The following is a 23,169-nucleotide window of genomic DNA, read 5'->3' as shown; positions in this document are numbered from 1 at the left end:
GCGCGTCATCGGCGATAATTACCCCTTTCTTAATCATCGCGGAGTGTTGATGAGCGATTTGCAGCCTTTCCTTTCGACGCGCAAGCGCCCCATGAAACTGAACACGCTGGTCACGTTGATGGTGTGCGCGATTATTGCCTCTGTGCTGCTGGTGGTCTTTGCGCTTTACTCCGTACAAATCACCCGGGCGACCCGCGATGATGTTAAAGACACTGCGCTCGGCATTGCCCGCACCCTCGCCGACAGCCCCGAGATACAGCGCGGCCTGATGCAGGCACCGCAGGAGAATATTATTCAGCCCATCGCCCAGGCGGTGACAAAACGAAACGATCTGCTGTTCACCGTGGTCACCGATATGCGCGGGATCCGCTATTCACACCCGAACGAGGCGCTGCTGGGGCTGCATTTTATCGGCGATGATTTAACCCCCGCGCTGGAAGGCAAAGAGAACGTATCGGTTAACCGGGGCGCGCTCGCCGAAGCGCTGCGCGTTTTTACGCCCGTCTACGACGGCCAGCACGAGCAGATCGGCGTGGTGGTGGTCGGTATCTCCCTGAATAAGGTTGAAGAGCAGATTGCCCGCGGGCGGCTAAACGCCGTCTGGACCATTTTATTCAGTATTTTTATGAGCTCCATGGCAATTTGGGGCCTGGTGCGGGTACTGAAACGCATCCTGTTCGGACTCGAACCTTACGAAATTTCCGCCCTGTTCGAACAACGTCAGGCGATGCTACAGTCGCTTCGGGAGGGGGTGCTGGCCGTCGATATTCACGGACGGGTGACGATGATCAACCAGACCGCCAGAGAAATATTGCTTCTCCCCTCCGGCAAGCAGACCGAAAACGCCAGCGCGCCCCTGCTGGCCAGCCTGCGTGAAGTCTCAAAGACGGGCGTCGCGCGCCAGGATCAGGAGATCAGCTGTAACGGGCGTCTGTTGCTGTGCAATATGGTGCCCGTTAAAAGTCAGGATCGGGTGATCGGCGCCATCACCACCTTCCGTGATAAAACGGAAATCAGCCAGCTGATGCAGCGTATTGATGGCATGGTCAACTACGTCGACGCCCTGCGCAGCCATACGCACGAGTTTATGAATAAACTGCATGTGATCCTGGGCCTGCTGCACATGAAGCGCTACGACAAGCTGGAAGAGTACATCCTGCAGACGGCACAAAATTACCAGACGGATATCGGTACGATACAGAGCAAGGTAAAATCCCCGGTTATCGCCGGGTTCCTGCTGGGTAAAATCAACCGGGCGAAAGAAGCGGGCGTCACCCTGACGCTGGCAGATGAATGCCAGATACCGGATACAGCGAGTGAAGAGCAGGTCGCGGTGCTGATCACCGCGCTGGGTAACCTCATTGAAAACGCGCTTGACGCGATGGAAGGACAGCAGGAAGGTGAGATCGGCCTGCTGCTGCATTATCAGAATGGCTGGCTAAGCTGTGAAGTCAGCGACGATGGCCCCGGCATTGATCCCGCTCAGCTGGAGTCTATTTTTACCAAGGGCTTCTCAACAAAAGGTGAAAACCGCGGCGTTGGGCTGTTCCTTGCTCGCCAGCAAATCCAGAACCTCGGCGGCGATATCACCGTCGAGTCTGAGCCAGGCGTATTTACCCAATTTTTTGTTCACATCCCCTGGGATAGCGAGAGGAATATCGCGTGATAAATGTATTAATTGTCGATGATGACGCCATGGTAGCCGACCTCAACCGTCTGTATGTCAACCGTGTTGAAGGTTTTAGCTGCTGCGGCGTCGCCTCCACGCTAAACCAGGCCGAGGCCATCATTAATAACCCCGGGCAGCCTGTCGATCTGGTGCTGCTGGATGTCTATATGCAGCAGGATAACGGTCTGGATCTGCTGCCCGTTATTCGCGCATCCGGTCGCCCAATCGATGTGATTATGATCTCGTCCGCTGCCGACGCCGCCACGATCCAGACCTCCATTCATTACGGCGTGGTGGATTATCTGATCAAGCCGTTCCAGTTCCCCCGCTTTGAAGAGGCGCTGAACGGCTGGAAGGCAAAGCACAATCTGATGGGTTCGCACCAGTATTATGAGCAGGCCGACGTCGACCGGCTGATCCACGGCGGGGCGCCGGAACTGGCCGACAGTAAAAAGCTGCCGAAGGGGTTAACGCCGCAAACGCTGCGCACGATTTGCCAGTGGATTGACGCTCACCCGGAGACGGAGTTTTCTACCGATGACCTGGCAAACGCCGTCAATATTTCCCGCGTGTCCTGCCGTAAGTACCTGATTTGGCTTGCGCAAATCAATATTCTGTTCACCAGCATTCATTACGGCGCCACCGGCCGGCCGGTGTATCGCTACCGTCTCCAGCCGGAGCAAACCGGCCTGCTCAAGCAATACTGTCAGTAACGCGGTAGTCGTTATCCAGCAGAGTAAAGCGGAAGTGGTGCATCGAGGAGATCACCACTTCTTTTGTTTTGGTCACAAAGATGGCTTCAATATCGGGGCGCGCGCGCAGGACGGCACAGCCCTTCTCCACGCCCATGCCGTACATCAACGTGGTCCAGATATCACCGTCGATGGAGTCTTTCGAAATAATCGTCACGCTGTCCAGTTCGTTGTCCAGCGGATACCCGGTGCGCGGATCGAGAATGTGGTGATAGCGCCTGCCGTTTTGTTCGAAGTAGCGCTCGTACGTTCCCGACGTCACGACGGACAGGTTCTCTACGGTCATCGTGCCGATCAGCGCGTCACCGGCGAACGGTTTTTTCAGCCCCACGCCCCAGCCCCCCTCCGGCGAGCCTAACGTCTGGATGTTTCCGCCAAGGTTGATCAGCCCCAGCTCAGCCCCCTCTTTACGAAGGTAATCACGCACCCTGTCGGCGATATAGCCTTTGGCGATGGCCCCCAGATCGATCTCCATCCCCGCCCGGGTCAGAAACACGCTGCTGCTGGCCTCATCAAGGAGAACATCCTCTGGGCGGGTCATCGCCAGCAGCGACGCGATTTCATCGGCAGGCGGAACGCTGTCCCCCTGAAAACCAATCTTCCAGCGCTTCACCAGCGGACCGATCGCCAGATTAAAGGCGCTGTCCTTGAGCAGGCTTGCCGCTTTTGCACAGCGGATCAGCTCAAACACCGGTCGGCTGACGGTAACCGGATGCTGACCGGCCGCGTGATTGATGTCCATCACCTGCGAGTGCGCGCGGTTGACGGTGAGCAGGTCTTCATACTGTTTGATCAGGCGAAACACGCGGGACGCGAGGGCTTCGTCATGGGAGAAGAGCTTCAGGAGGATGGGTGAGCCCATCAGGACGGCGGAGTAGCTGTAAACGCGATGGCTATCAGGCATGGTATGAGTCCTCAGATGTAGCCCCGGCAAGCACCGCGCCGCCGGGGAAAATGCCGGATAGCGCTGCGCGCATCCGGCCTACATAGCAGGTGCCTTACCTCTTTTTCGAACGCAGAGCCGCCTGATGTCCTGCAAGGGTACCAAAAATAATGATATCTGCCACCGCGTTACCGCCGATACGGTTACCGCCGTGGATCCCGCCGACCACTTCACCGGCCGCAAACGCACCTGGCAGCACGTTGTGGTTGCTGTCCAGCACGCAGGTTTCGGTGTTGATGGTCACGCCGCCCATGGTGTGGTGCACGCCCGGTGCAATCTGAATGGCGTAGAATGGTCCTTCATTGATTGGCGCACGCAGCGCGGTGGTACGTCCAAAGTCGTCATCGTGCTGTTTTTCAACGAAACCGTTGTAACGTTCCAGGGTCGCCAGGAAAGCGTGGTAATCCATGCCGAGCGCTTCCGCCAGCGCTTTTGGCGAGCTGGCGCTGGTCACGAAGCCTTTAGCGATGTACTCATCCGCGGCTTTGTTTTTGGCGCGTACATGCTCGTCAAAGACGATGTAAGCGTATTTCTCCGGCAGGGCGATGATTGACGCCGAGACTTTATCGCGGGTCGACATTTCGTTGTAGAAGCGTTCCCCTTTCTGATTGACCAGAATCGCCCCGCCGCCGCGGATGGATTCGGAAATCAGGTACGAGGTTTTCTGCTCAACGGTTGGGTGGATCTGGATCTCGCCCATATCAACCGTACCTGCCCCGATACGCTCCAGCAGCGCGATGCCGCCGCCGGTCGCCCCTTTGTGGTTGGTGGTAACGAACCCTTCCAGGTCAGGGCGGTATTTCACCACCATCTGGCTGTTAGCGCTGAAGCCACCGGTAGCGACAATCACGCTTTTCGCTGCCACGGTGAGGGTTTCGTTCTCTTCGGTGGTCAGGCGCACGCCGGTCACTTCGCCGTTTTCGAAGAGGATGTCGCTGACGGAGGTATCCAGCATCACCTCAATGTTGCGTTTGTTGACGTTACGCACCAGGCCGCTGATCAGGTAGCCGCCGACCGCTGAGCCGTCTTTTGGACGGTGGGTACGGTCAATGCTCATCCCGCCGGTGGTGGTGATGTCGTTCAGCATGATGCCGCGGGTTGCCAGCCACTCAATCGCCTGTGGCGCGTTCTCAACGAAGCGGCGCAGCAGTTCCGGGTTGTTCTTGTTGCCGCCACCTTTCAGGCTTTCCTGGTAGAACAGCTCTTTGCTGTCCTGAATGCCCTTCACGCGCTGGAAGCGGGTTTCTGCGGCGTTCATCCCGGCAGAGGCTTTAATGGTGTTGCCACCGATGGTTGGCATTTTCTCAACTATCAGCACGCTCGCGCCTTCGTCGTGCGCCTGAATCGCCGCCGCCAGACCGGCGCCGCCGCTGCCGACAACCACCACGTCCACGCTGCGGGTTTCGTTCGGGTCAACGCCCTCTTCCGCGGCCAGCGCTTTGCTGGATTTCAGCATCGCTTTAGAGACCGCTTTCTTCACCGCCTCGCTCTGGCTGGTTGCGCCGGTGATGGCATCCACGTGCGGGGTGTTGGCATCCAGAATGCGGGTACGGATCTCTTCAAAGCTGGTGACAAACTCAACGTCTTCGCTCGGGCCAGAGGCCAGCTCGATGTCTGCAATGCGGTCCGTTTCCAGACTGACGTTAATCACCAGCTCGTTCGCGTCGTCCTGCACCTTCTCAGTAAACATGCCCGGTTTGAATTTCGATTCGCCCATGCTCATGTCGCGGATCATCGCTTCCACCAGCGAGAAGCGCCACAGCGGCTCAGGAATGTTCAGCGCCTCGCGCTGGGTGCTGTCCATAAACAGCTCCAGGTTTTCCCCGGCCGCGATGCGGTCGGTCCAGTCCGGGTAAGCGATGGTGGCACGGCCAACGGCAATCAGGTCGTAACCGTGGTCCAGCGCTTCATTGGCATCGGCGGCATTCACCACGCCGCCCACGCCCATCACCGGTACCTGAGCCAGCGTTTCAGAACGCATCGCACAGTATTTTTCGATAAGCGGCGTCGGGTCCTGGGTGTCAACAATGGAAGGACGCAGGGTCGCGCCGACGGAGAAGTGGAGGTAGTCCACGCCGCGAGCCGCCAGCTTTTCCAGCAGGTACATGGTGTCGTCAAAGCGGATGCCCGGGATTTCCATCTCTTCAGGGGAGAAGCGGTAGCCAATAATAAACGCGTCGTCCGCGTACTGGCGCACCATCTTATGGGTGATATCCAGCACCGCCAGCGGGAACTTCGCGCGGTTATCGCGGCTGCCGCCCCACTCGTCGTCACGCTGGTTAGAGTTTGGCGAATAGAACTGCTGAATCAGATAGGTATTCGCCCCGTGGATTTCCACACCGTCGAAACCGGCCTGGATGGCGCGGCGCACGGCCTCACCAAACTTGCCGATCATGCCTTCCACTTCTTCAGCGGTCAGAGCAACTGGCGTTGCGGCGCCTTCACGCGGCGCAGCTACGGCGCTCGGGCCAACCGGGGTACGGCCACCAATCAGTTTTGGGTCAACCATGCGGCCGCCGTGGTAGATCTGCAGCAGAGCCTTAGAGCCTTTGGACTTAATGGCCTCTGCGATTTTCGCCAGCCCGACAATTTTCTCGTCATTATCAATACCGATTGCGCCCGGGAAGGCGAGGCCGAGATCGTCGACGAAGCAGCACTCCACAATGATGGTGCCGATACTGCCGGAACGGGCACGATAGTACTCCACCAGTTCACTGGTAACGGTGCCGTCGTAATAGCCGGTACAGGTGGTCATAGGGGCCATTAACAAACGGTTTTTCAGTTCAGTACCATTCGGTAATGTGAAGGGGCTAAGAATGCGTTCGTTAGTGCTCATAATAGAAACTCCAAACTTTAAAAATTAAGAATTCGTTATCGGATTGGTTTTTTAGTTCGTCGTTATTTGCCGATGCCATGATATTAATATAATGATTTTTTTAGCTTCTAAAGTTATTACGTTAGTTAAAAAACTATTTAATCCCTGCAATAACACAAATAACACATTGGTGTTAGCGAATGTAATTCAGTCATTCACAATAATTTAAAATTCGTTAAATGATTAATGGTAAAACCATTTCACCATAACACATAAAAACCGTTTAAAATCAATGCAATGAAAAATAACAAAAGGTAAACATGTTACAGGAATGATAAAATTTACTCATAAAATACGTAATACCCACATACGCCTGAGTGGTTATTAATAAAAGCATAAAAATAACGCTGCAATTCTGTTTTTTTGATCCCGATCAATAGTTATGGCATCCAAAAGCGCAATATAAAAACATCATCATTTTTTAATTTAGCGCCTCAATAAAAGCGTTAAATTGCTATTACTGAAAATACAAAACAGCATCTTTAATAACTAAAAAAAGCAAAGAAACTTAAGAAAGTGATTTTGTTTTTCAGTGCAGCCGAATTTTTGACAACTTAAGACGTGAAACTATGAATACAAAAACTGCTGTAACGCCCCCTGTGGCGAACCAGGCATCAAATGGAAACGCAAAACGATTGCTGATGATGGCGTTACCCATCGTCGTCGCCGTACTGCTGCTGTTTGTTCCGGTACCGGAAGGACTGCCTCCTTACGCATGGCACTACTTCGCCATCTTCGTCGGCGTGATCGTCGGTTTGATCTTCGAACCCCTGCCGGGTGCGGTGATCGGTCTGACCGGCGTGGTCGCCATTGCCCTGTGCAGCCAGTGGGTGCTGTTCAGCCCTGAGCAGCTGGCTGACCCGAAATTCAAGCTGGCAGGCGCCTCCTTTAAGTGGGCGGTGAGCGGGTTTGGTAACTCTACCGTCTGGCTGATTTTCGGTGCCTTTATGTTCGCCGCAGGCTATGACAAAACCCGCTTCGGCCGCCGTCTGGCGCTGATTCTGGTGAAATACCTTGGCCGTCGCAGCCTGACGCTCGGTTACGCGATTACGTTTGCTGACCTGCTGCTGGCACCGTTCACCCCATCCAACACCGCGCGCAGCGGCGGGACCATCTACCCGATTATCGCTAACCTGCCGCCGCTGTACGGTTCAAAACCGAACGACCCAAGCGCGCGTAAGATTGGTTCTTACCTGATGTGGGTGGCGATCACCGCGGCCTGTATCACCAGTTCAATGTTCCTCTCCGCCCTCGCGCCAAACCTGCTGGCTCTGGCACTGGTGAAAAGTACAGTTGGGATTGATATCTCCTGGGGCACCTGGTTCCTCGCCTTCCTGCCGCTGGGTATCCTGCTGATTCTGGCCATGCCGCTGCTGGCCTACTGGTTCTACCCACCAGAAGTGAAGGTGAACAACGAAGTGCCGCTGTGGGCGACCCGTGAGCTGGAAAAACTGGGCAAACTGTCCCGCAATGAAATCCTGCTGCTGGTGTTCGTGTGCTGCGCGCTGCTGATGTGGATCTTCGCCGCCGCGTGGATTGAACCCGCTATGGCTGCCCTGCTCATCGTCGGCCTGATGCTGTGGACCGGCGTGCTGGAGTGGAACGATATCACCGGTAACAAAGCGGCGTGGAACACCTTCGTCTGGTTCGCGACCCTGGTTGCGCTGGCGGATGGCCTCTCCTCTACCGGCTTTATCAGCTGGTTAGGCAAAGAAGGCGGTCTGTTGATGAGCGGTATCTCTCCGGGCGTGGCGACCATCGTCCTGCTGCTGGCGTTCTACCTGCTGCACTACCTGTTTGCCAGCACCACCGCGCACACCACGGCGCTGCTGCCAGCGATGCTGACCATCGCCTCCACCATTCCGGGCATGAATATGGAAGTGTTTGTTCTGCTGATGGTGACCTCGCTGGGCGTGATGGGGATCATCACCCCGTACGGTACTGGCCCAAGCCCGATTTACTATGGTAGCGGCTACCTGCCAACCAAAGACTACTGGCGCCTCGGCACCATCTTCGGTGCCATCTTCCTGGCGGCCCTGCTGCTGATTGGTTATCCGTGGATGTCCATGATGTTCTGATTCCTGACCGCCGGACTTCTTCTCCGGCGGTTTTATTTTTGTGGAGCAATACGCTATGTCAAACAAACCCTTTATCTACCAGAACCCCTTCCCTCTTTCGCATGACGACACCGAATACTACCTGCTGACCAAAGAGCACGTCTCCGTTGCCGAGTTCGAAGGCCAGGAGATCCTGAAAGTGGAGCCCGAAGCGCTGACCCTGCTGGCGCAGCAGGCCTTCCACGATGCCGCATTTATGCTGCGTCCTTCCCACCAGAAGCAGGTTGCCGCCATCCTCAACGACCCGGAAGCCAGCCAGAACGACAAGTACGTTGCCCTTCAGTTCCTACGCAACTCCGAAATCGCGGCCAAGGGCGTGCTGCCGACCTGCCAGGATACCGGCACCGCTATCATCATGGGTAAAAAAGGGCAGCGCGTCTGGACCGGCGGCGGTGACGAAGCGGCCCTGAGCCAGGGCGTGTATAACACCTACATTGAAGATAACCTGCGCTACTCGCAGAATGCGGCGCTGGACATGTATAAAGAGGTCAATACCGGCACCAACCTGCCCGCGCAGATCGATCTCTACAGCGTGGACGGGGACGAATACAAATTCCTGTGCATGGCGAAAGGCGGCGGTTCTGCCAACAAAACCTATCTCTACCAGGAAACCAAAGCGCTTATCACCCCGGCAAAGCTGAAAAACTATCTGGTTGAGAAGATGCGCACTCTGGGAACTGCGGCCTGCCCGCCTTACCATATCGCGTTCGTGATTGGCGGTACGTCAGCGGAAAGCACGCTGAAAACCGTGAAGCTGGCCTCCACGCGCTACTACGACGCGCTGCCAACCGAAGGCAACGAACACGGCCAGGCGTTCCGCGATGTTCAGCTGGAACAGGAGCTGCTCCAGGAAGCACAGAACCTCGGCCTCGGCGCGCAGTTTGGCGGTAAATACTTCGCCCACGATATCCGCGTGATCCGCCTGCCGCGCCACGGTGCCTCCTGTCCGATCGGCATGGGCGTCTCCTGCTCCGCGGACCGCAACATCAAAGCGAAAATCAACCGCGATGGAATCTGGATTGAAAAACTGGAGCACAACCCGGGCCAGTACATTCCTGAATCACTACGCCAGCAGGGTGAAGGCGACGTGGTGAGCATCAATCTGGACAAGCCGATGAATGAGATCCTGGCACAGCTCTCCGCTCACCCGGTCTCTACCCGCCTGTCGCTGAACGGTACCATCATCGTGGCGCGCGACATCGCCCACGCGAAGCTGAAAGAGCTGCTGGATAACGGTGAGGAACTGCCGCAGTACGTCAAAGATCATCCGATCTACTACGCTGGCCCGGCCAAAACGCCGGAAGGCTACGCGTCTGGCTCACTCGGCCCGACCACGGCGGGACGTATGGACTCGTATGTGGACTTACTGCAGTCACACGGCGCGAGCATGATCATGCTGGCGAAAGGCAACCGCAGCCAGCAGGTAACCGACGCCTGCCATAAGCACGGCGGCTTCTACCTGGGCAGCATCGGCGGTCCTGCGGCGGTGCTGGCGCAAAACAGCATCAAGAGCCTGGAATGCGTCGCTTATCCGGAGCTGGGAATGGAAGCCATCTGGAAAATCGAAGTCGAGAACTTCCCGGCGTTTATCCTGGTGGATGACAAAGGCAACGATTTCTTCCAGCAGATCCAGAACCAGCAGTGTAAAGGCTGTTCACAGCGCTGAGTATGAGATGCCGGGCGGCGCAACGCTGCCCGGCGGTAACTGGTTACTCTGCGTCTGCGTTATGTCACAAAACCGAGATATCAGCCACTTAGCCACATTAGGTGAATAAAAAATCAATTAGTTGTTAAGTTATTGTTGCCATTAATTGTATTTGTCCGGCGAATAATATTCATGCAAAAAATGCATCAGCCGATGCGACATTTGCGCTTATCTATTTCCTCATCCTGATCCAGTTTTCAGAAACAGACGCGTAAAACGTCAACAATAAACTGGAGATAACCATGTTTTCCTCAACCTCACCTGCAACCGTACGGTCGAAGGCGGGCGCGATACTTCGCGTGACGTCCGGCAACTTTCTTGAGCAATTCGATTTCTTTCTGTTCGGCTTCTATGCCACCTACATCGCCCACACGTTCTTCCCGGCGAGCAGTGAATTTGCGTCGCTGATGATGACCTTCGCCGTCTTCGGCGCGGGCTTTCTTATGCGTCCAATCGGCGCGATCGTGCTTGGCGCGTATATCGACAAAGTGGGGCGCAGAAAGGGGCTGATCGTCACGCTGTCCATCATGGCGGCGGGGACGTTCTTGATTGTGCTTATCCCCTCTTATCAAAGCATCGGCCTGTGGGCGCCGCTGCTGGTGCTGACGGGCCGTCTGCTGCAGGGCTTTTCCGCCGGTGCCGAGCTTGGAGGCGTCTCAGTCTATCTGGCCGAAATCGCCACGCCGGGCCGCAAAGGGTTTTACACCAGCTGGCAGTCCGGTAGCCAGCAGGTCGCCATTATGGTCGCCGCGGCGATGGGCTTTGCCCTGAATGCCCTGATGGAGGAGAGCGCTATTCGCGAATGGGGCTGGCGCATCCCGTTCCTGTTCGGCTGTTTAATCGTGCCGTTTATCTTTTTCCTGCGCCGCAAGCTGGAGGAAACGGAAGAGTTCAGCGCGCGCCGCCATCATCTGGAGATGCGTCAGGTCTTTAAAACGCTGCTTGGCAACTGGCAAGTGGTGGTCGCGGGCATGCTGATGGTAGCGATGACCACTACCGCGTTCTACCTAATCACCGTCTACGCCCCCACCTTTGGCAAAAAGGTATTGATGCTGAGCGCCTCGGACAGCCTGCTGGTCACGCTGCTGGTGGCGATCTCTAACTTCATCTGGCTGCCGGTGGGCGGTGCCCTGTCGGACCGTTTCGGGCGCAAGCCGGTGCTGATTGCCATGACCCTGCTGGCGCTGGCGACCAGCTACCCGGCCCTGACGCTGCTGGCGAGCGCGCCCAGCTTCTCGATGATGCTGAGCGTGCTGCTGTGGCTCTCCTTCCTCTACGGCCTCTATAACGGCGCAATGATCCCGGCTCTGACGGAAATTATGCCGGCTGAAGTGCGCGTGGCGGGCTTCTCGCTGGCTTACAGCCTGGCAACGGCGGTCTTTGGCGGCTTTACCCCGGTCATGTCCACCGCGCTGATTGAATACACCGGTGACAAAGCCTCGCCGGGCTACTGGATGAGCTTCGCTGCGGTATGTGCCCTGCTGGCAACGCTCTACCTCTACCGCCGCCGCGCGGTATCGCTGCAAAACACCGTCAAGTCAGAGGGGGCAGTATGAAACGCACTTATCGCTATACCGCCAGCGCGCTGGCGCTGACGTTCCTGAGCGTCAATGCCTTTGCCCAGGACGTGAAGGTGATGATCTCAGGCGGTTTTAAAGCCGCCCTTGAAAAGCTGGCCCCGGAATATGAACACCGGACCGGGGATAAAATTGTGATCATCCCCGGCCCCTCAATGGGCAATACGCCGCAGGCGATCCCAAACCGACTGGCGCGCGGCGAGAAGGCCGACGTGGTGATTATGGTGGGCGATGCGCTGGAGAAGCTCGAAAAAGCCGGCCAGACCCAGCCGGGTTCGCGAACGGAACTCGCGGATTCTCCCGTTGGCATGGTGGTAAAAAAAGGAGCGAAAGTACCGGATATCAGCAGCGACGCGAAACTGCGTGAAACGCTGCTGCAGGCCAGCTCCATCGCCTACTCTGACAGCGCCAGCGGCAGGTACGTCAGCCAGGCATTATTCAAAAAGTTGGGAATAGAAAAAGAGGTGGCGGGTAAAGCGACAAAGGTCGAGCGTATTCCGGTCGCCTCAGAAGTGGCGAAAGGAAAATACGCCGTGGGCTTCCAGCAGGTCAGCGAACTGCTGCCGGTTCAGGGCGTCACCTTTATCGGCAAAATCCCTGATAGTCTGCAATACATCACGCGCTTCGCGGGCGCGGTTACCCGCCATGCAGAACATCCCGAGGAGGGGAAAGCACTGTTGACCTATCTTGCCTCACCGCCCTCAAGGGCCGTCATCACGGAGACGGGGATGATCCCCGTTACGTCCGGCGATACTGCTCGGTGATCTGCTTTTCCAGTTCAGCCGCAATGTAAGACTGGATGCGCCCCCGGCGCCGGATAAGCCCCACGGTGCGTTTCACTTCCGGCGCCACCAGCGGCAGATGCGTCAGCAGCGTGTGCTCTGAAGTCGGCATCGACATGGCGGGGACGGCAGCGATGCCGATCCCCGCCTCTACCATACCGAGCATCGTGGTGACGTGGCGTGTTTCACAGACGCTGGGGCGCTCGGGAACAATATCCCCCAGCATCCGATCGAGCAGGTTACGGTTGCCTGACGTTTTATCGAGGGAGATATAATCCTGCTGGTAAAACGCCTTCCAGCTCAGGTGACTCTTCTGCGCCAGCGGATGATCCTTTCTGCACGCCGCCACATAGACATCCTCCACCAGCGGGAAAAATTCGATTTCAGACGGCAGGTTTCCTGCAAAGCAGATACCAAAATCCGCCTGGCTGCGGGCCACGGCGTCAATCACATTGCCCGCGCTGCTGTCGATGAGCTTAATGCGAACGCGCGGATAGCGAGACTGAAAACGCCGGATCACGTCAGGCATAAAGTAACAGGCCGCGGAAGGGACCGTGGCAACCGTGATCAGCCCCGTCCGCTCTTCGCTGGCCTTATCGACATCCGCCAGCATTGACTCAACGCTGTCGAGCAGCTGCGCGGAGCGCTCGGCAAAGTTTTGTCCGTAGAGCGTCAGCGCCACGCGGCGGGTGGTGCGATCGAACAGCCTGTTTCCCAGCGCGGCTTCCAGCTTTTCAATCCTGCGGCTCAGCGCCGACTGGGATAAACAGATAGATTCAGCGGCGACACGGAAGTTACCGTATTCCACTAACGCTCTGAAAGCATAAAGATCGTTAAGGTCAAAATTCACGGGCATAGCGTCTGGATGTCCTGTCAGGGAATACGCAACAAAGTCAAAAATAATAGCGTCTTATTGACCTGCCGCAACCGCCCAGGCGTTGAAATACCGCTCAGAGGTCGTTGAGATGCAGGCGGACGTACCCGGCGCGATCTGCAATGGCCTGCCGATCCTCTTCCGTCATGTCCGCTAGCTGTTTAAAGACAATGCCCAGGCGGGGATTGTTACCGAGACGCGCCTTATTGCGCGCAAAGAAGTCCCAGTAAAGGGCATTGAAGGGGCAGGCCTGCTCTCCGGTACGCTGGTTGTGTTGATACCGGCACCCCTGACAGTAATTACTCATCTTATGAATATATGACGCGCTCGACACGTAGGGTTTACTCGCCAGTAACCCGCCATCGCCAAACTGGCTCATGCCGAGGGTGTTGGGCAGCTCCACCCACTCAAAGGCATCAATATAGACTCCCAGATACCATTCATGGACCGCCTGCGGCGACAGGCCGCTGAGCAGGCTAAAGTTGCCAATGACCATCAGGCGCTGGATATGGTGGGCGTAAGCCTCGGTGAGCGACTGCCCAACGGCATGCGCCAGGCAGCGCATCTGCGTCTTGCCCGTCCAGAACCAGTCCGGCAGCGGGGCATGCTGATCTAAGGCATTCAGCTCCCGATAGCCCGGCATCTGCGACCAGTAGATCCCGCGCACATACTCCCGCCATCCGAGAATTTGTCGGATAAACCCTTCAACGGCAGGCAGCGGCGCGTGGCCCGAACGCCACGCCTGCTGGGCGGCCGCGACCACTTCCCGCGGATTCAGCATTTTAGCGTTCAGCGCAAATGAAATTAACGAGTGGAAAAGAAAAGGTTCCTTCGCGTGCATCGCATCCTGCCAGTTTCCAAACTGCGGGAGCACGTGCGTGATAAAATCATCCAGCCTGGCTTTGGCTTCCGCACGGTTGAGCGGCCAGCGAAAATTGTCGGCCTGCGGTTCGCCGAAGGTCTTTACGCCGCAGCGTTGTATCTCAGCCCATAAGGCGGAACGATCGTGGCAGGGACGCGCGTCCACCGGCGCGGGAGGCTCGCCGGACCAGCGCTTGCGGTTTTCAGCATCGAAATTCCATTTCCCCCCTTCCGGCTCGCCTGCTGAGGTCAGCAGTACGCCGTGCTGACGACGCATTTCCCGGTAAAAGTACTCCATTCGCCAGCTTTTGCGTGACGCAAAGAACGCGCTGACCTGTTCCCGAGTGGTGAAAAAATGCTCGCTGCTGACGCAGGCCGTTTCAACGGAGACCGTTTTCGCCCACGCCTGCAGCTGCGTATCAAGACGCCATTCGTCGGGCTCCTGCCATGTCACTCTGCCAGCGCCGTAATGCGCGACAAGCGCGTTGAGATTGTCTTCCAGCGCGCCGCGGTTTGAGCTGTCAGAAAGTCGGACATACCTCACCCGATGCCCCTTCTCCTTTAATGCAGAGGCAAACGCACGCATGGCGGCGAAGATAGCGATAACTTTCTGGGCGTGATGAAGCACATAGGCGGTTTCGGCCCGGAGTTCCAGCATCACGTAAATGATGTTCGGACTGGAGGTATCAAACCAGCTGTGATGCGGATTAAGCTGATCGCCCAGGATCAGACGCAGCTCGGTCAACGGTGGCTCCTGCGGCAACGCTCAGAACAGTATTTAACCTCATTCCAGCATTTCGCCCATTTCTTGCGCCACGTCATGGGCCGCTGGCAGTGCACACACAGTCGACTGGGCAGGTCCTGCTTGTTACCGTTGAAATCGCTCATCTTTTCAATACCGCACTGATTAATTCACCCCACCTGCGGATAAAGGCCACGACAGACTTCACAAAATGAAGGTGATGCCCGCAAACCGCTACCCACCGCTACGTACGAAATGATAGTTTATTCAGGCTGGGTTTGTCGCAGTGAGCGATTTTCTGGCATCTTAACCGAACCTGACTTTCCCATTTTTGTTCAAGTGACGAGTTTGCGAGCAAAGCGATGATAAAGTGGCCCTGGAAAACGAATGAGGCTGGCCGGGATATGGCGCTGCCATGGGATGACGCACTGACGATCCCTGTTCTGGCTAATCTTAAACCGGATGAACAATCGAAACTGGTTCAACTGGCGGATCGTTTTTTACAGCAAAAACGCCTGGTGCCACTGCAGGGTTTCGAACTCGATCCCCTGAAAAACGCCCGCATCGCCCTGCTTTTCTGTCTGCCGGTGCTTGAGCTCGGCATTGAGTGGCTGGACGGTTTCCACGAAGTACTTATCTACCCAGCGCCGTTCGTGGTGGATGACGAATGGCAGGACGATATCGGGCTGGTGCACAACCAGCGCGTGGTGCAGTCCGGACAAAGCTGGCAGCAAGGGCCGATTATCCTCAACTGGCTCGATATTCAGGACTCGTTCGACGCCTCCGGTTTTAATCTGATTATCCATGAGGTGGCGCACAAGCTGGACACCCGCAACGGCGATCGCGCCAGCGGAGTACCGCTGATCCCGCTTCGCGAGGTGGCGGGCTGGGAGCACGACCTGCACGCGGCGATGGATAACATCCAGGATGAAATAGACCTGGTCGGCGAAAGCGCGGCCAGCATTGACGCCTATGCGGCAACCGACCCGGCCGAATGCTTCGCGGTGCTCTCGGAGTATTTCTTCAGCGCGCCCGAGCTTTTCGCGCCCCGCTTCCCGGCGCTGTGGCAGCGTTTCTGCCAGTTTTATCAGCAGGATCCCCTGCAGCGTCTGCGGCAACATGAGGAGTCTGGCGGCCATACCTCCCGCCAGATCCATTAAGGTTTTTCAACAGGGGTCCGCTCGGTTGACCGTACCCCTATGCTCAGGGCTAAAAACAACACCGCCATTCCCCATGCGGCCACCGTTAAAGACTGCTCCCCGTAAAAACGCGTCACCACAGGCACCAGCAGCGCGCTGACGCCGTAACCTAACGTGTGGCTGGTGGCGATGACGCCCGCCCCTTTCCCAGTGGTCAGCCTGTCGTTCAGCAGCAGCTGGTAGCCCGGCGTGGCCATCGCCGCCCCGAGTGACGTGATAACAATCCCCACGTAGAACAACATTAAACCGGCAACAGACATCAGCCCAAGCCCTGCCACCATCAGCACCGCCGCGATGCAGAGCAATGTCACCGGGCTGAAATGCTGCGGGCGGACCACCAGAAACTGTGCCGCGAGCGTGGCCAGCGCGGCCAGGCTCAGCAGGAGCGCGACATGATGGCTGATCTCCCGGGCGTTACCGTCCAGCAACGGGCTAAGATGCGGTGACAGGCCAATCTGCATCAGGCTCACCAGCGCCGCCAGCAGCAGCGCCAGCAGCAGGAACGGCAGCATGGAGGCCTGCAGGCGGGTTGCCTGGTGGGCTACCGGCGGCAGCGGCGGGTCAGCGACTTCGCGAAGCACCAGCAGCAGAGCGATAAGCGGCGCAACCGCCATCAGCCAGAGCGGCGCCACCGGATTAACGCTGAGCATCAGCGCCGCCAGCGGTGGGCCGAGCAAACGCCCACAGCTGAGGCCGGAGCTTATCGTCGCCAGCGCCGCCATTCTTTTCTCCAGTCCCGCACGCTGAATCGCCCACGTCTGGGCCGCAGGCACCAGCCCCGAGACCGTCAGTCCGTAGAGCAGGCGCGAGAAAATAAGCCCCGCCAGCCCCCAGACCGTATCCAGCCTCCCGGCTGCCATCGCCCAGACTACCAGCGCCATCACGGCAAAACTGGCCAGATATCCGCTTAGCGAGGCCAGCATGACGGACTTACACCCCTTCCGCTCGCTCTGACGCCCCCACCAGGGTGATGCCGGTAAAAAGAGCATGGACCCAAACATCAACAGCCCAGCCCAGACCGAGAGTGACAGCCCGGTCAGGGTGACCAGCTGCGGGAGCATCACCAGCAGGCCGTTTTGCCCGATGCCCAGTAAACCCGCAGATAGCGCCAGGGGCCAGTTAGCTTTTGAGGTGACGTTTTCGGTCAATATTTCAGAGTCAGTGCGCATGAGAATGTGAACATAGTGTCAATAAATGTGTGGAAATTATGAAGTTTATGAAAACAAATATTGCAAAAATGGTTGCGACTGTAAACAGAATGAATATCATAACGAGAATTATTATCAATCATGGAATGAGGTACATCTATGCGTGCTCTGCTCCGCGCCGCCGGTACAGACGTTGCAGCCCAGTGTTTTTTAAACGCCCTGTTGCGCGAAACGAAGGACTGGCGCTATCTCTCCGCTAACGATGCGGATGCGCTATCTGAGATTCATATCCCGCTTTCCCAAACCCAGGCGCTTCGGGTGCCGGTACGCTATTTCTCTCCTACCCAGCATCATCAGTACCGCTTCCCGGCAACGCTTATTCAGAGCAATAGTGATAACGGTGACGCCGTCACATTCGGTCAACTGGTTGATTTAATTCTTGAAAAACCGTCCGTAAAAGGCTCGCTGGATGCCGATACGCTGGCGCGTTTTAAGCAACGCGTTCTCGAAAGCCATGTCCACACCTGGCAGGCGATTGATTTACGCCACCGCTGGGCAACCCTGCGCGATAAGCCTCTGACGTTTGCCGACGCGGAACAGGCGCTGCTGGTCGGCCATGCGTTTCATCCGGCACCGAAGTCGCACGAGCCGTTCAACGAAACCGAGGCGCGTCGCTATCTGCCCGATTTCGCCTCCCGCTTCCCGCTGCGCTGGTTTGCCGTTGAGAGCACGCTCGTTGCCGGCGACAGCCTGAACGTCTCCCTGCGTGAGCGTCTGCTGCGCTTTGCGGCCCAGAGCGCGCCCGAGCTGCTCGGCCACTTCACGGACACCCGCTGGCTGCTGCCGATGCACCCGTGGCAGGCCGACTATCTGCTGGAGCAGGACTGGTGCCAGCGTCTGGCGGAAGACGGTTCACTGCAGGACCTGGGTGAGGCGGGCGCACAGTGGCTGCCCACCAGCTCCTCCCGCTCGCTGTACAGCGAGACCAACAGCGACATGATTAAGTTTTCCCTCAGCGTGCGTCTGACCAACTCCGTGCGCACGCTGTCGGTGAAGGAAGTTAAGCGCGGCATGCGCCTGGCGCGCCTGGCGAAAACGGAACGCTGGCAAGATTTGCAGGCGCGCTACCCGACAATGCGCGTGATGCAGGAAGACGGCTGGGCGGGACTGCGCGATGACAGCGGCGTCATTCAGGAAGAGAGCCTGATGGCCCTGCGCGTTAATCTGCTGTTCGATACGCCAGACACCCAGACCAACGTGCTGGTGAGCCTGACGCAGGCCGCGCCGGACGGCGGTGACAGCCTGCTCGCCGCGGCGGTGCGCCGTCTGAGTCAGCGTCTTGATTTACCGCTCGCCCAGGCCGCCCGCTGCTGGCTGGACGCCTACTGCGACCGCGTATTGCTTCCGCTGTTCAGCGCCGAAGCGGACTACGGTCTGGTCCTGCTGGCGCACCAGCAAAATATCCTCGTTGAGATGCAGCAGGATTTCCCGGTCGGGCTGATCTATCGCGACTGCCAGGGCAGCGCGTGGACCGAAAGCGCCGACGCGTGGCTGAAAGAGGCTGGCGAAACGGAGGTGGAAAACCGCTTTGGCGAGAGCCAGCTGCTGCGCTACTTCCCTTACTACCTGCTGCTGAACTCTACCCTTGCCGTTACCGCCGCCCTTGCTGCCGCCGGTTTTGACAGCGAGGAGAGCCTGATGTCCCGGGTGCGCGACGCGCTGGCGGAACTGCGCCGCACGGCGAAGCAGACCCGCTGCCTCGACTACGTGCTAGACAGCCCGACCTGGAACTGCAAAGGCAACTTCTTCTGCTACCTGCACGATCGCAATGAAAACACCATCGCCGATCCGGCGGTGATCTATTTCGACTTTAGCAACCCGTTCTACAAGGAGAAGGCGTGATGGCTATCGCGAATATCGTCCATTCCGGCTACGGCTTTCACTGCACCGCAACGGATCGCACCCTGCCGCTGGCGTTGGGTCTCGACGGCAGCGCGGTGCTGGAGCGTTTGAAGGGGATCCCGGACGGCTGGCTGGTGGAAGCCCTGGATCAGCTGTTTGTGGCCGCCCCCGCGCTGACCGGCATTACGTTACCCTGGGCGGACTGGCAGGATGAACCCCAGGCGCAGGCGCTGTTTGGCCTGTCCCATGGGGATTATCTGGCGCGTGACGCCTTCTGGCAGCTGCCGCTGTGGCTGAAAGGCGAACGACTTCAGGCGAGCGGCGGAATGCAGTTTGACGAGAGCCGTCAGCTGTACTTCCCGCTGCGCCCTCGCCGCCCGCAGGGCGAAGTGTACCGCCGTTACGATCCGCAAATTAAGCGCACCCTCAGCTTCCGCGTCGCCGACGTGGCGCTGGACGGCGAACGCTTTACCCGCTGGATGAACAACCCGCGCGTGAACGCCTTCTGGGAGATGGCGGGCCCGCAGGCCGAGCAGGAAAGCTACCTGCGTCGTCAGCTTGACTCGACCTACTGTTACCCGGTTATCGGCTGCTTCGACGACCAGCCGTTCGGCTATTTTGAACTCTACTGGGCGGCGGAAGACCGTATTGGCCGCCACTACCGCTGGCAGCCGTTTGACCGCGGGCTGCACATGCTGGTGGGCGAAGAAAACTGGCGCGGTGCGCAGTATATCCGCAGCTGGCTGCGCGGTCTGAGCCACTATCTGTATCTGGATGAACCGCGCACCACACGGATTGTTGCCGAGCCACGCTTCGACAACCAGCGCCTGTTCCGCCATCTGGACTCTGCCGGTTTCGACACGGTGAAAGAGTTCGACTTCCCGCACAAGCGCTCGCGCCTCATTATGAGCCAGCGTCACCGCTTCTTCAGCGAGGTGGGCCTGTGAACGCGCTCTGGGAAAAAGTGAACCGTGAGATGGTGGCGAAGATCCTCGCCGAGCTGGAGTATGAACGCACCCTGCGCGCCGAGCCGGTTTCGTCGGACGGCTGGCGCATCACCATGGGCAACGAGTCCTGGCAGTTTCGCGCCGCGCGCGGGATCTGGGGCTGGCTGCATATCGACCCGGACAGCCTGACCACTGCCAGCGGCGATGCCGTCGAAGCGGAAAGCGCGCTGCTGCAGCTGGCAACGGTGCTGGAGATGAGCGACGCGCAGACGGCGGAGCACATGGAAGATCTCTACGCCACGCTGCGCGGCGACATACAGCTGCTGCAGGCGCGTGACGCGCTGGACGCGGACGCGCTGATCCATCTCGACCCGGACGAATTACAGTGCCTGATGCGCGGTCACCCGAAGTTTATTTTCAACAAAGGCCGCCGCGGCTGGGGTCTGGACGCGCTGCGTCAGTACGCGCCTGAGTATCGCGGACGTTTTCGTCTGCACTGGGTTGCCGTTCAGCGGGAGCATCTGGTCTGGAGCAGCGACGGCGATTGCGATATCAGCACCCTGCTGGCTAGCGCCATGGATGAGGCCGAGTGCGCCCGCTTTGACGCCCTCTGGCAGGCGCTGGGTCTTGACGACGGCTGGCTGCCCGTGCCGCTGCACCCGTGGCAGTGGCAGCAGAAGATCGCCATTCATTTCCTGGCGCAGCTGGCGCGCGGTGAGATGGTTGAGCTGGGCGAGTTTGGCGATGAGTACCTGGCGCAGCAGTCTCTGCGCACGCTCACCAACGCCAGCCGTCGCGCGCCGTTTGACATCAAGCTCCCGCTGACCATCTACAACACATCCTGCTATCGCGGTATTCCGGGCAAGTACATTGCCGCCGGACCGCTGGCCTCGCGCTGGCTACAGCAGCAGTTCGCCAGCGACGCCACGCTTGTCCGCTCTGGCGCGCAGGTGCTTGGCGAACCCGCCGCCGGATACCTGTCGCATCCGGGCTATGCGGCGCTGCCGAAAGCGCCCTACCGCTACCAGGAGATGCTGGGAGTGATCTGGCGCGAGAACCCGTCCTGCTATCTGCAGGACGGCGAACAGGCGGTTCTGATGGCGGCGCTGATGGAAACCGATAACGACGGGTGTGCGCTGATCGACGCGTGGATCAACCGTTCCGGGCTCAGCGCCGACGCGTGGCTGGAAAAGCTGTTTGAGGCATCGGTCATCCCGTTCTATCACCTGCTCTGCCGCTACGGCGTGGCGCTGATCGCCCACGGCCAGAACGTGACGCTGGTGATGAAGGACTACGTCCCGCAGCGCATCCTGCTGAAAGATTTCCAGGGCGATATGCGCCTGGTGGATGAGGATTTCCCGCAGGCGCAGAGCCTGCCGGAGCAGGTGAAGGCCGTCACGGCGCGCCTGAGCGCGGATTACATTATTCACGACCTGCAAACCGGCAACTTTGTGACGGTGCTGCGCTTTATCTCGCGACTCACGCTGCAAAGCGGCGTCAGCGAAACGCGTTTCTATCAGATCCTCGCCGGGGTGCTGCACCGCTATATGGCCGCGCACCCCGAGCTTGCTGAGCGCTTCGCGAAGTTCGACCTGTTTAAGCCGCAGATTATTCGCGTGATCCTCAACCCGGTCAAACTGACCTTCTCCGAACACGACGGCGGCAGCCGCATGCTGCCGAACTACGTTACCGACCTTGATAACCCTCTTTTTCTCGCCTCCCGGGAGTCAGCGCAATGAAAACCTATGATTTCATCGGCATTGGTATTGGCCCGTTTAACCTCAGCATCGCCGCGCTGGCGGAAGGGCTGGACGGCTTTAGTTCGCTGTTTCTTGAGCGTAAACCGCACTTCTCCTGGCACCCCGGCATGATGGTGCCGGACTGCCACATGCAGACCAGCTTCCTGAAGGATCTGGTCAGCGCCGTGGAGCCGACCAACCGCCACAGCTTCCTGAACTACCTGGTGCAGCGCAAAAAGTTCTATCGCTTCCTGACCACCGAGCAGCGCACCGTTTCCCGCGAGGAGTTTGCGGACTATCTGTGCTGGGCGGCGGAAAACCTCACTAACCTGTCCTTTAGCCAGCAGGTGCAGCAGGTGAGCTTTGATGAGAAAAACGGCCTGTTTGAGGTGGTGACCCAGCGCGACCGCTTCCTGGCACGCCACGTCTGCGTGGGGATCGGTAAGCAGATCAACCTGCCGGACTGCGTCACCCTGCAGGACGATACCTGCTTCCACGCCAGCGAGATGATGCTGCGCACGCCGGATCTTACGGGCAAGCGCGTCACCGTCGTCGGCGGTGGCCAGAGCGGCGCCGACCTGTTCCTGAATATTTTCCGCGGTGAATGGGGCCAGCCGCTGAGCCTGAACTGGGTCTCGCGCCGCAACAACTACAACGCGCTGGATGAAGCCGCCTTTGCTAACGAGTATTTCACGCCGGAGTACGTGGACAGCTTCTCCACGCTGGGGGAAGAGGCCCGTCGTCAGATGCTGCACGAGCAGAAGATGACCTCCGACGGCATCACCACCGAGTCCCTGCTGGCGATTTACCGCGCCATGTACCACCGCTTCGAAGTGCTGCGTGAAAAACCCTGGGCGCATCTCCTGCCGTCCCGCTCGGTGACGTCCCTGACGCGCCAGGAAAACGGGCATCGTCTGAGCATTCAGCATCACCTCGACGGCGGTCGCGAGCAGTTGGAGAGCGACGTGACGATCTTTGCCACCGGCTATCGCGCCGTGCAGCCTGCATTCCTCGCGCCGCTGTCTCACCGTCTGCATCTGGATTCGGACGAAGCCTTCTGCATCAACAACGATTTCACTCTCGAATGGGACGGTCCGCAGAGCAACCGCCTGTTCGCCGTGAATGCCGGGATGCACCGTCTCGGCATTGCCGAACCCCAGCTCAGCCTGATGGCCTGGCGCGCGGCGCGAATTCTGAATCGCGCGCACGCCGACGAGCCGTTTGAGCTGGCCACCACTCCTGGCGTTATCCACTGGCGAAGCACCACCAGCCCGGAGAACAGTCAGGTTTTTAAATCATTAGCAAAAACCACCGAGTACTGACACACACAATCAGGG

Annotated in this window: 17 protein-coding genes; 11 read left to right on the top strand and 6 right to left on the bottom strand. The window is 58.3% G+C overall.

The window, feature by feature from the left end; genetic code table 11:
• Positions 1-49: 49 nt before the first annotated feature.
• Both ACDO57_RS02660 and dcuR read left to right on the top strand, forming a co-directional pair.
• Entirely contained in the window at positions 50-1,666 is a 1,617-nt protein-coding gene (locus ACDO57_RS02660) for a sensor histidine kinase (protein ID WP_048990629.1), read from the top strand.
• Positions 1,663-2,382: a two-component system response regulator DcuR gene (dcuR, locus tag ACDO57_RS02655; RefSeq protein ID WP_023336197.1), complete on the top strand. Its 720-nt coding sequence runs from the start codon at positions 1,663-1,665 to the stop codon at positions 2,380-2,382. Before ACDO57_RS02660 ends, dcuR begins: the two co-directional genes overlap by 4 nt.
• Here the strand turns inward: dcuR and ACDO57_RS02650 are convergent.
• Positions 2,363-3,325: an FAD:protein FMN transferase gene (locus ACDO57_RS02650; protein ID WP_048990630.1), complete on the bottom strand. Its 963-nt coding sequence runs from the start codon at positions 3,323-3,325 to the stop codon at positions 2,363-2,365. The two genes, dcuR and ACDO57_RS02650, sit on opposite strands and share 20 nt — an antisense overlap.
• A 94-nt stretch (positions 3,326-3,419) precedes the next feature.
• Positions 3,420-6,200 (bottom strand): flavocytochrome c, encoded by a 2,781-nt coding sequence (locus ACDO57_RS02645; RefSeq protein ID WP_370883498.1) that lies wholly within the window; start codon positions 6,198-6,200, stop codon positions 3,420-3,422.
• A 608-nt stretch (positions 6,201-6,808) separates the two neighbouring features.
• Here ACDO57_RS02645 and ACDO57_RS02640 point away from each other — a divergent pair.
• The 4 genes from ACDO57_RS02640 to ACDO57_RS02625 all read left to right on the top strand — a co-directional run bounded on the left by ACDO57_RS02640 (position 6,809) and on the right by ACDO57_RS02625 (position 12,402).
• Positions 6,809-8,317 carry an anion permease gene (locus tag ACDO57_RS02640; RefSeq protein WP_073961501.1) on the top strand — a complete coding sequence of 503 codons (1,509 nt, stop codon included), beginning with the start codon at positions 6,809-6,811 and terminating at the stop codon, positions 8,315-8,317.
• Positions 8,318-8,372: 55 nt separating this feature from the next.
• Positions 8,373-10,022: a class I fumarate hydratase FumA gene (gene fumA, locus ACDO57_RS02635; RefSeq protein WP_048990634.1), complete on the top strand. Its 1,650-nt coding sequence runs from the start codon at positions 8,373-8,375 to the stop codon at positions 10,020-10,022.
• A gap of 281 nt (positions 10,023-10,303) precedes the next feature.
• Positions 10,304-11,617: an MFS transporter gene (locus ACDO57_RS02630; protein ID WP_048990635.1), complete on the top strand. Its 1,314-nt coding sequence runs from the start codon at positions 10,304-10,306 to the stop codon at positions 11,615-11,617.
• Positions 11,614-12,402 carry a substrate-binding domain-containing protein gene (locus ACDO57_RS02625; RefSeq protein ID WP_248165102.1) on the top strand — a complete coding sequence of 263 codons (789 nt, stop codon included), beginning with the start codon at positions 11,614-11,616 and terminating at the stop codon, positions 12,400-12,402. Before ACDO57_RS02630 ends, ACDO57_RS02625 begins: the two co-directional genes overlap by 4 nt.
• Here the strand turns inward: ACDO57_RS02625 and ACDO57_RS02620 are convergent.
• The 3 genes from ACDO57_RS02620 to ACDO57_RS02610 form a co-directional block, all read right to left on the bottom strand.
• Positions 12,377-13,276 (bottom strand): LysR family transcriptional regulator, encoded by a 900-nt coding sequence (locus tag ACDO57_RS02620; protein WP_061714834.1) that lies wholly within the window; start codon positions 13,274-13,276, stop codon positions 12,377-12,379. The genes ACDO57_RS02625 and ACDO57_RS02620 overlap by 26 nt on opposite strands.
• Before the next feature lie 94 nt (positions 13,277-13,370).
• Positions 13,371-14,900, bottom strand: coding sequence for a cryptochrome/photolyase family protein (locus ACDO57_RS02615; RefSeq protein WP_370883497.1), 1,530 nt, complete (start codon positions 14,898-14,900; stop codon positions 13,371-13,373).
• Positions 14,897-15,043, bottom strand: a complete 147-nt coding sequence (locus ACDO57_RS02610) for a DUF2256 domain-containing protein (RefSeq protein ID WP_370883496.1) — start codon at positions 15,041-15,043, stop codon at positions 14,897-14,899. Before ACDO57_RS02610 ends, ACDO57_RS02615 begins: the two co-directional genes overlap by 4 nt.
• Before the next feature lie 216 nt (positions 15,044-15,259).
• Here ACDO57_RS02610 and mtfA point away from each other — a divergent pair, with 216 nt between their 5' ends.
• Positions 15,260-16,057, top strand: coding sequence for a DgsA anti-repressor MtfA (mtfA, locus tag ACDO57_RS02605; protein ID WP_061714832.1), 798 nt, complete (start codon positions 15,260-15,262; stop codon positions 16,055-16,057).
• Here mtfA and ACDO57_RS02600 read toward each other — a convergent pair.
• On the bottom strand, positions 16,054-17,265 hold the full coding sequence (locus tag ACDO57_RS02600; protein ID WP_370883495.1) for an MFS transporter: 1,212 nt from the start codon (positions 17,263-17,265) through the stop codon (positions 16,054-16,056). The genes mtfA and ACDO57_RS02600 overlap by 4 nt on opposite strands.
• 138 nt (positions 17,266-17,403) lie before the next feature.
• Here ACDO57_RS02600 and ACDO57_RS02595 point away from each other — a divergent pair, with 138 nt between their 5' ends.
• From ACDO57_RS02595 to ACDO57_RS02580, 4 genes are read left to right on the top strand one after another with little or no spacing between them, the layout of a single operon-like run.
• Positions 17,404-19,146, top strand: coding sequence for an IucA/IucC family siderophore biosynthesis protein (locus tag ACDO57_RS02595; protein ID WP_370883494.1), 1,743 nt, complete (start codon positions 17,404-17,406; stop codon positions 19,144-19,146).
• Positions 19,146-20,093: a GNAT family N-acetyltransferase gene (locus tag ACDO57_RS02590; RefSeq protein ID WP_370883493.1), complete on the top strand. Its 948-nt coding sequence runs from the start codon at positions 19,146-19,148 to the stop codon at positions 20,091-20,093. The genes ACDO57_RS02595 and ACDO57_RS02590 overlap by 1 nt, the downstream gene beginning before the upstream one ends.
• Positions 20,090-21,832: an aerobactin synthase IucC gene (gene iucC, locus ACDO57_RS02585; RefSeq protein ID WP_370883492.1), complete on the top strand. Its 1,743-nt coding sequence runs from the start codon at positions 20,090-20,092 to the stop codon at positions 21,830-21,832. Before ACDO57_RS02590 ends, iucC begins: the two co-directional genes overlap by 4 nt.
• Entirely contained in the window at positions 21,829-23,154 is a 1,326-nt protein-coding gene (locus ACDO57_RS02580; RefSeq protein ID WP_370883491.1) for a lysine N(6)-hydroxylase/L-ornithine N(5)-oxygenase family protein, read from the top strand. Before iucC ends, ACDO57_RS02580 begins: the two co-directional genes overlap by 4 nt.
• Positions 23,155-23,169 lie beyond the last annotated feature (15 nt).

This window comes from Enterobacter cloacae complex sp. 2015409 (assembly GCF_041365315.1).
Lineage (GTDB): Bacteria > Pseudomonadota > Gammaproteobacteria > Enterobacterales > Enterobacteriaceae > Enterobacter > Enterobacter pseudoroggenkampii.
Note: the sequence above shows the minus strand (reverse complement) of the source record. Positions and strands in the feature narration are given on the sequence as shown.

Bases quoted from the DNA above. Each gene is read 5' to 3' on its own strand.
- ACDO57_RS02660 (WP_048990629.1), top strand. From the start codon at position 50: ATGAGCGATTTGCAGCCTTTCCTTTCGACGCGCAAGCGCCCCATGAAA.
- ACDO57_RS02650 (WP_048990630.1), bottom strand. From the start codon at position 3,325: ATGCCTGATAGCCATCGCGTTTACAGCTACTCCGCCGTCCTGATGGGC.
- ACDO57_RS02645 (WP_370883498.1), bottom strand. From the start codon at position 6,200: ATGAGCACTAACGAACGCATTCTTAGCCCCTTCACATTACCGAATGGT.
- ACDO57_RS02640 (WP_073961501.1), top strand. From the start codon at position 6,809: ATGAATACAAAAACTGCTGTAACGCCCCCTGTGGCGAACCAGGCATCA.
- fumA (WP_048990634.1), top strand. From the start codon at position 8,373: ATGTCAAACAAACCCTTTATCTACCAGAACCCCTTCCCTCTTTCGCAT.
- ACDO57_RS02630 (WP_048990635.1), top strand. From the start codon at position 10,304: ATGTTTTCCTCAACCTCACCTGCAACCGTACGGTCGAAGGCGGGCGCG.
- ACDO57_RS02625 (WP_248165102.1), top strand. From the start codon at position 11,614: ATGAAACGCACTTATCGCTATACCGCCAGCGCGCTGGCGCTGACGTTC.
- ACDO57_RS02620 (WP_061714834.1), bottom strand. From the start codon at position 13,276: ATGCCCGTGAATTTTGACCTTAACGATCTTTATGCTTTCAGAGCGTTA.
- ACDO57_RS02610 (WP_370883496.1), bottom strand. From the start codon at position 15,043: ATGAGCGATTTCAACGGTAACAAGCAGGACCTGCCCAGTCGACTGTGT.
- mtfA (WP_061714832.1), top strand. From the start codon at position 15,260: ATGATAAAGTGGCCCTGGAAAACGAATGAGGCTGGCCGGGATATGGCG.
- ACDO57_RS02600 (WP_370883495.1), bottom strand. From the start codon at position 17,265: ATGCGCACTGACTCTGAAATATTGACCGAAAACGTCACCTCAAAAGCT.
- ACDO57_RS02595 (WP_370883494.1), top strand. From the start codon at position 17,404: ATGCGTGCTCTGCTCCGCGCCGCCGGTACAGACGTTGCAGCCCAGTGT.
- ACDO57_RS02590 (WP_370883493.1), top strand. From the start codon at position 19,146: ATGGCTATCGCGAATATCGTCCATTCCGGCTACGGCTTTCACTGCACC.
- ACDO57_RS02580 (WP_370883491.1), top strand. From the start codon at position 21,829: ATGAAAACCTATGATTTCATCGGCATTGGTATTGGCCCGTTTAACCTC.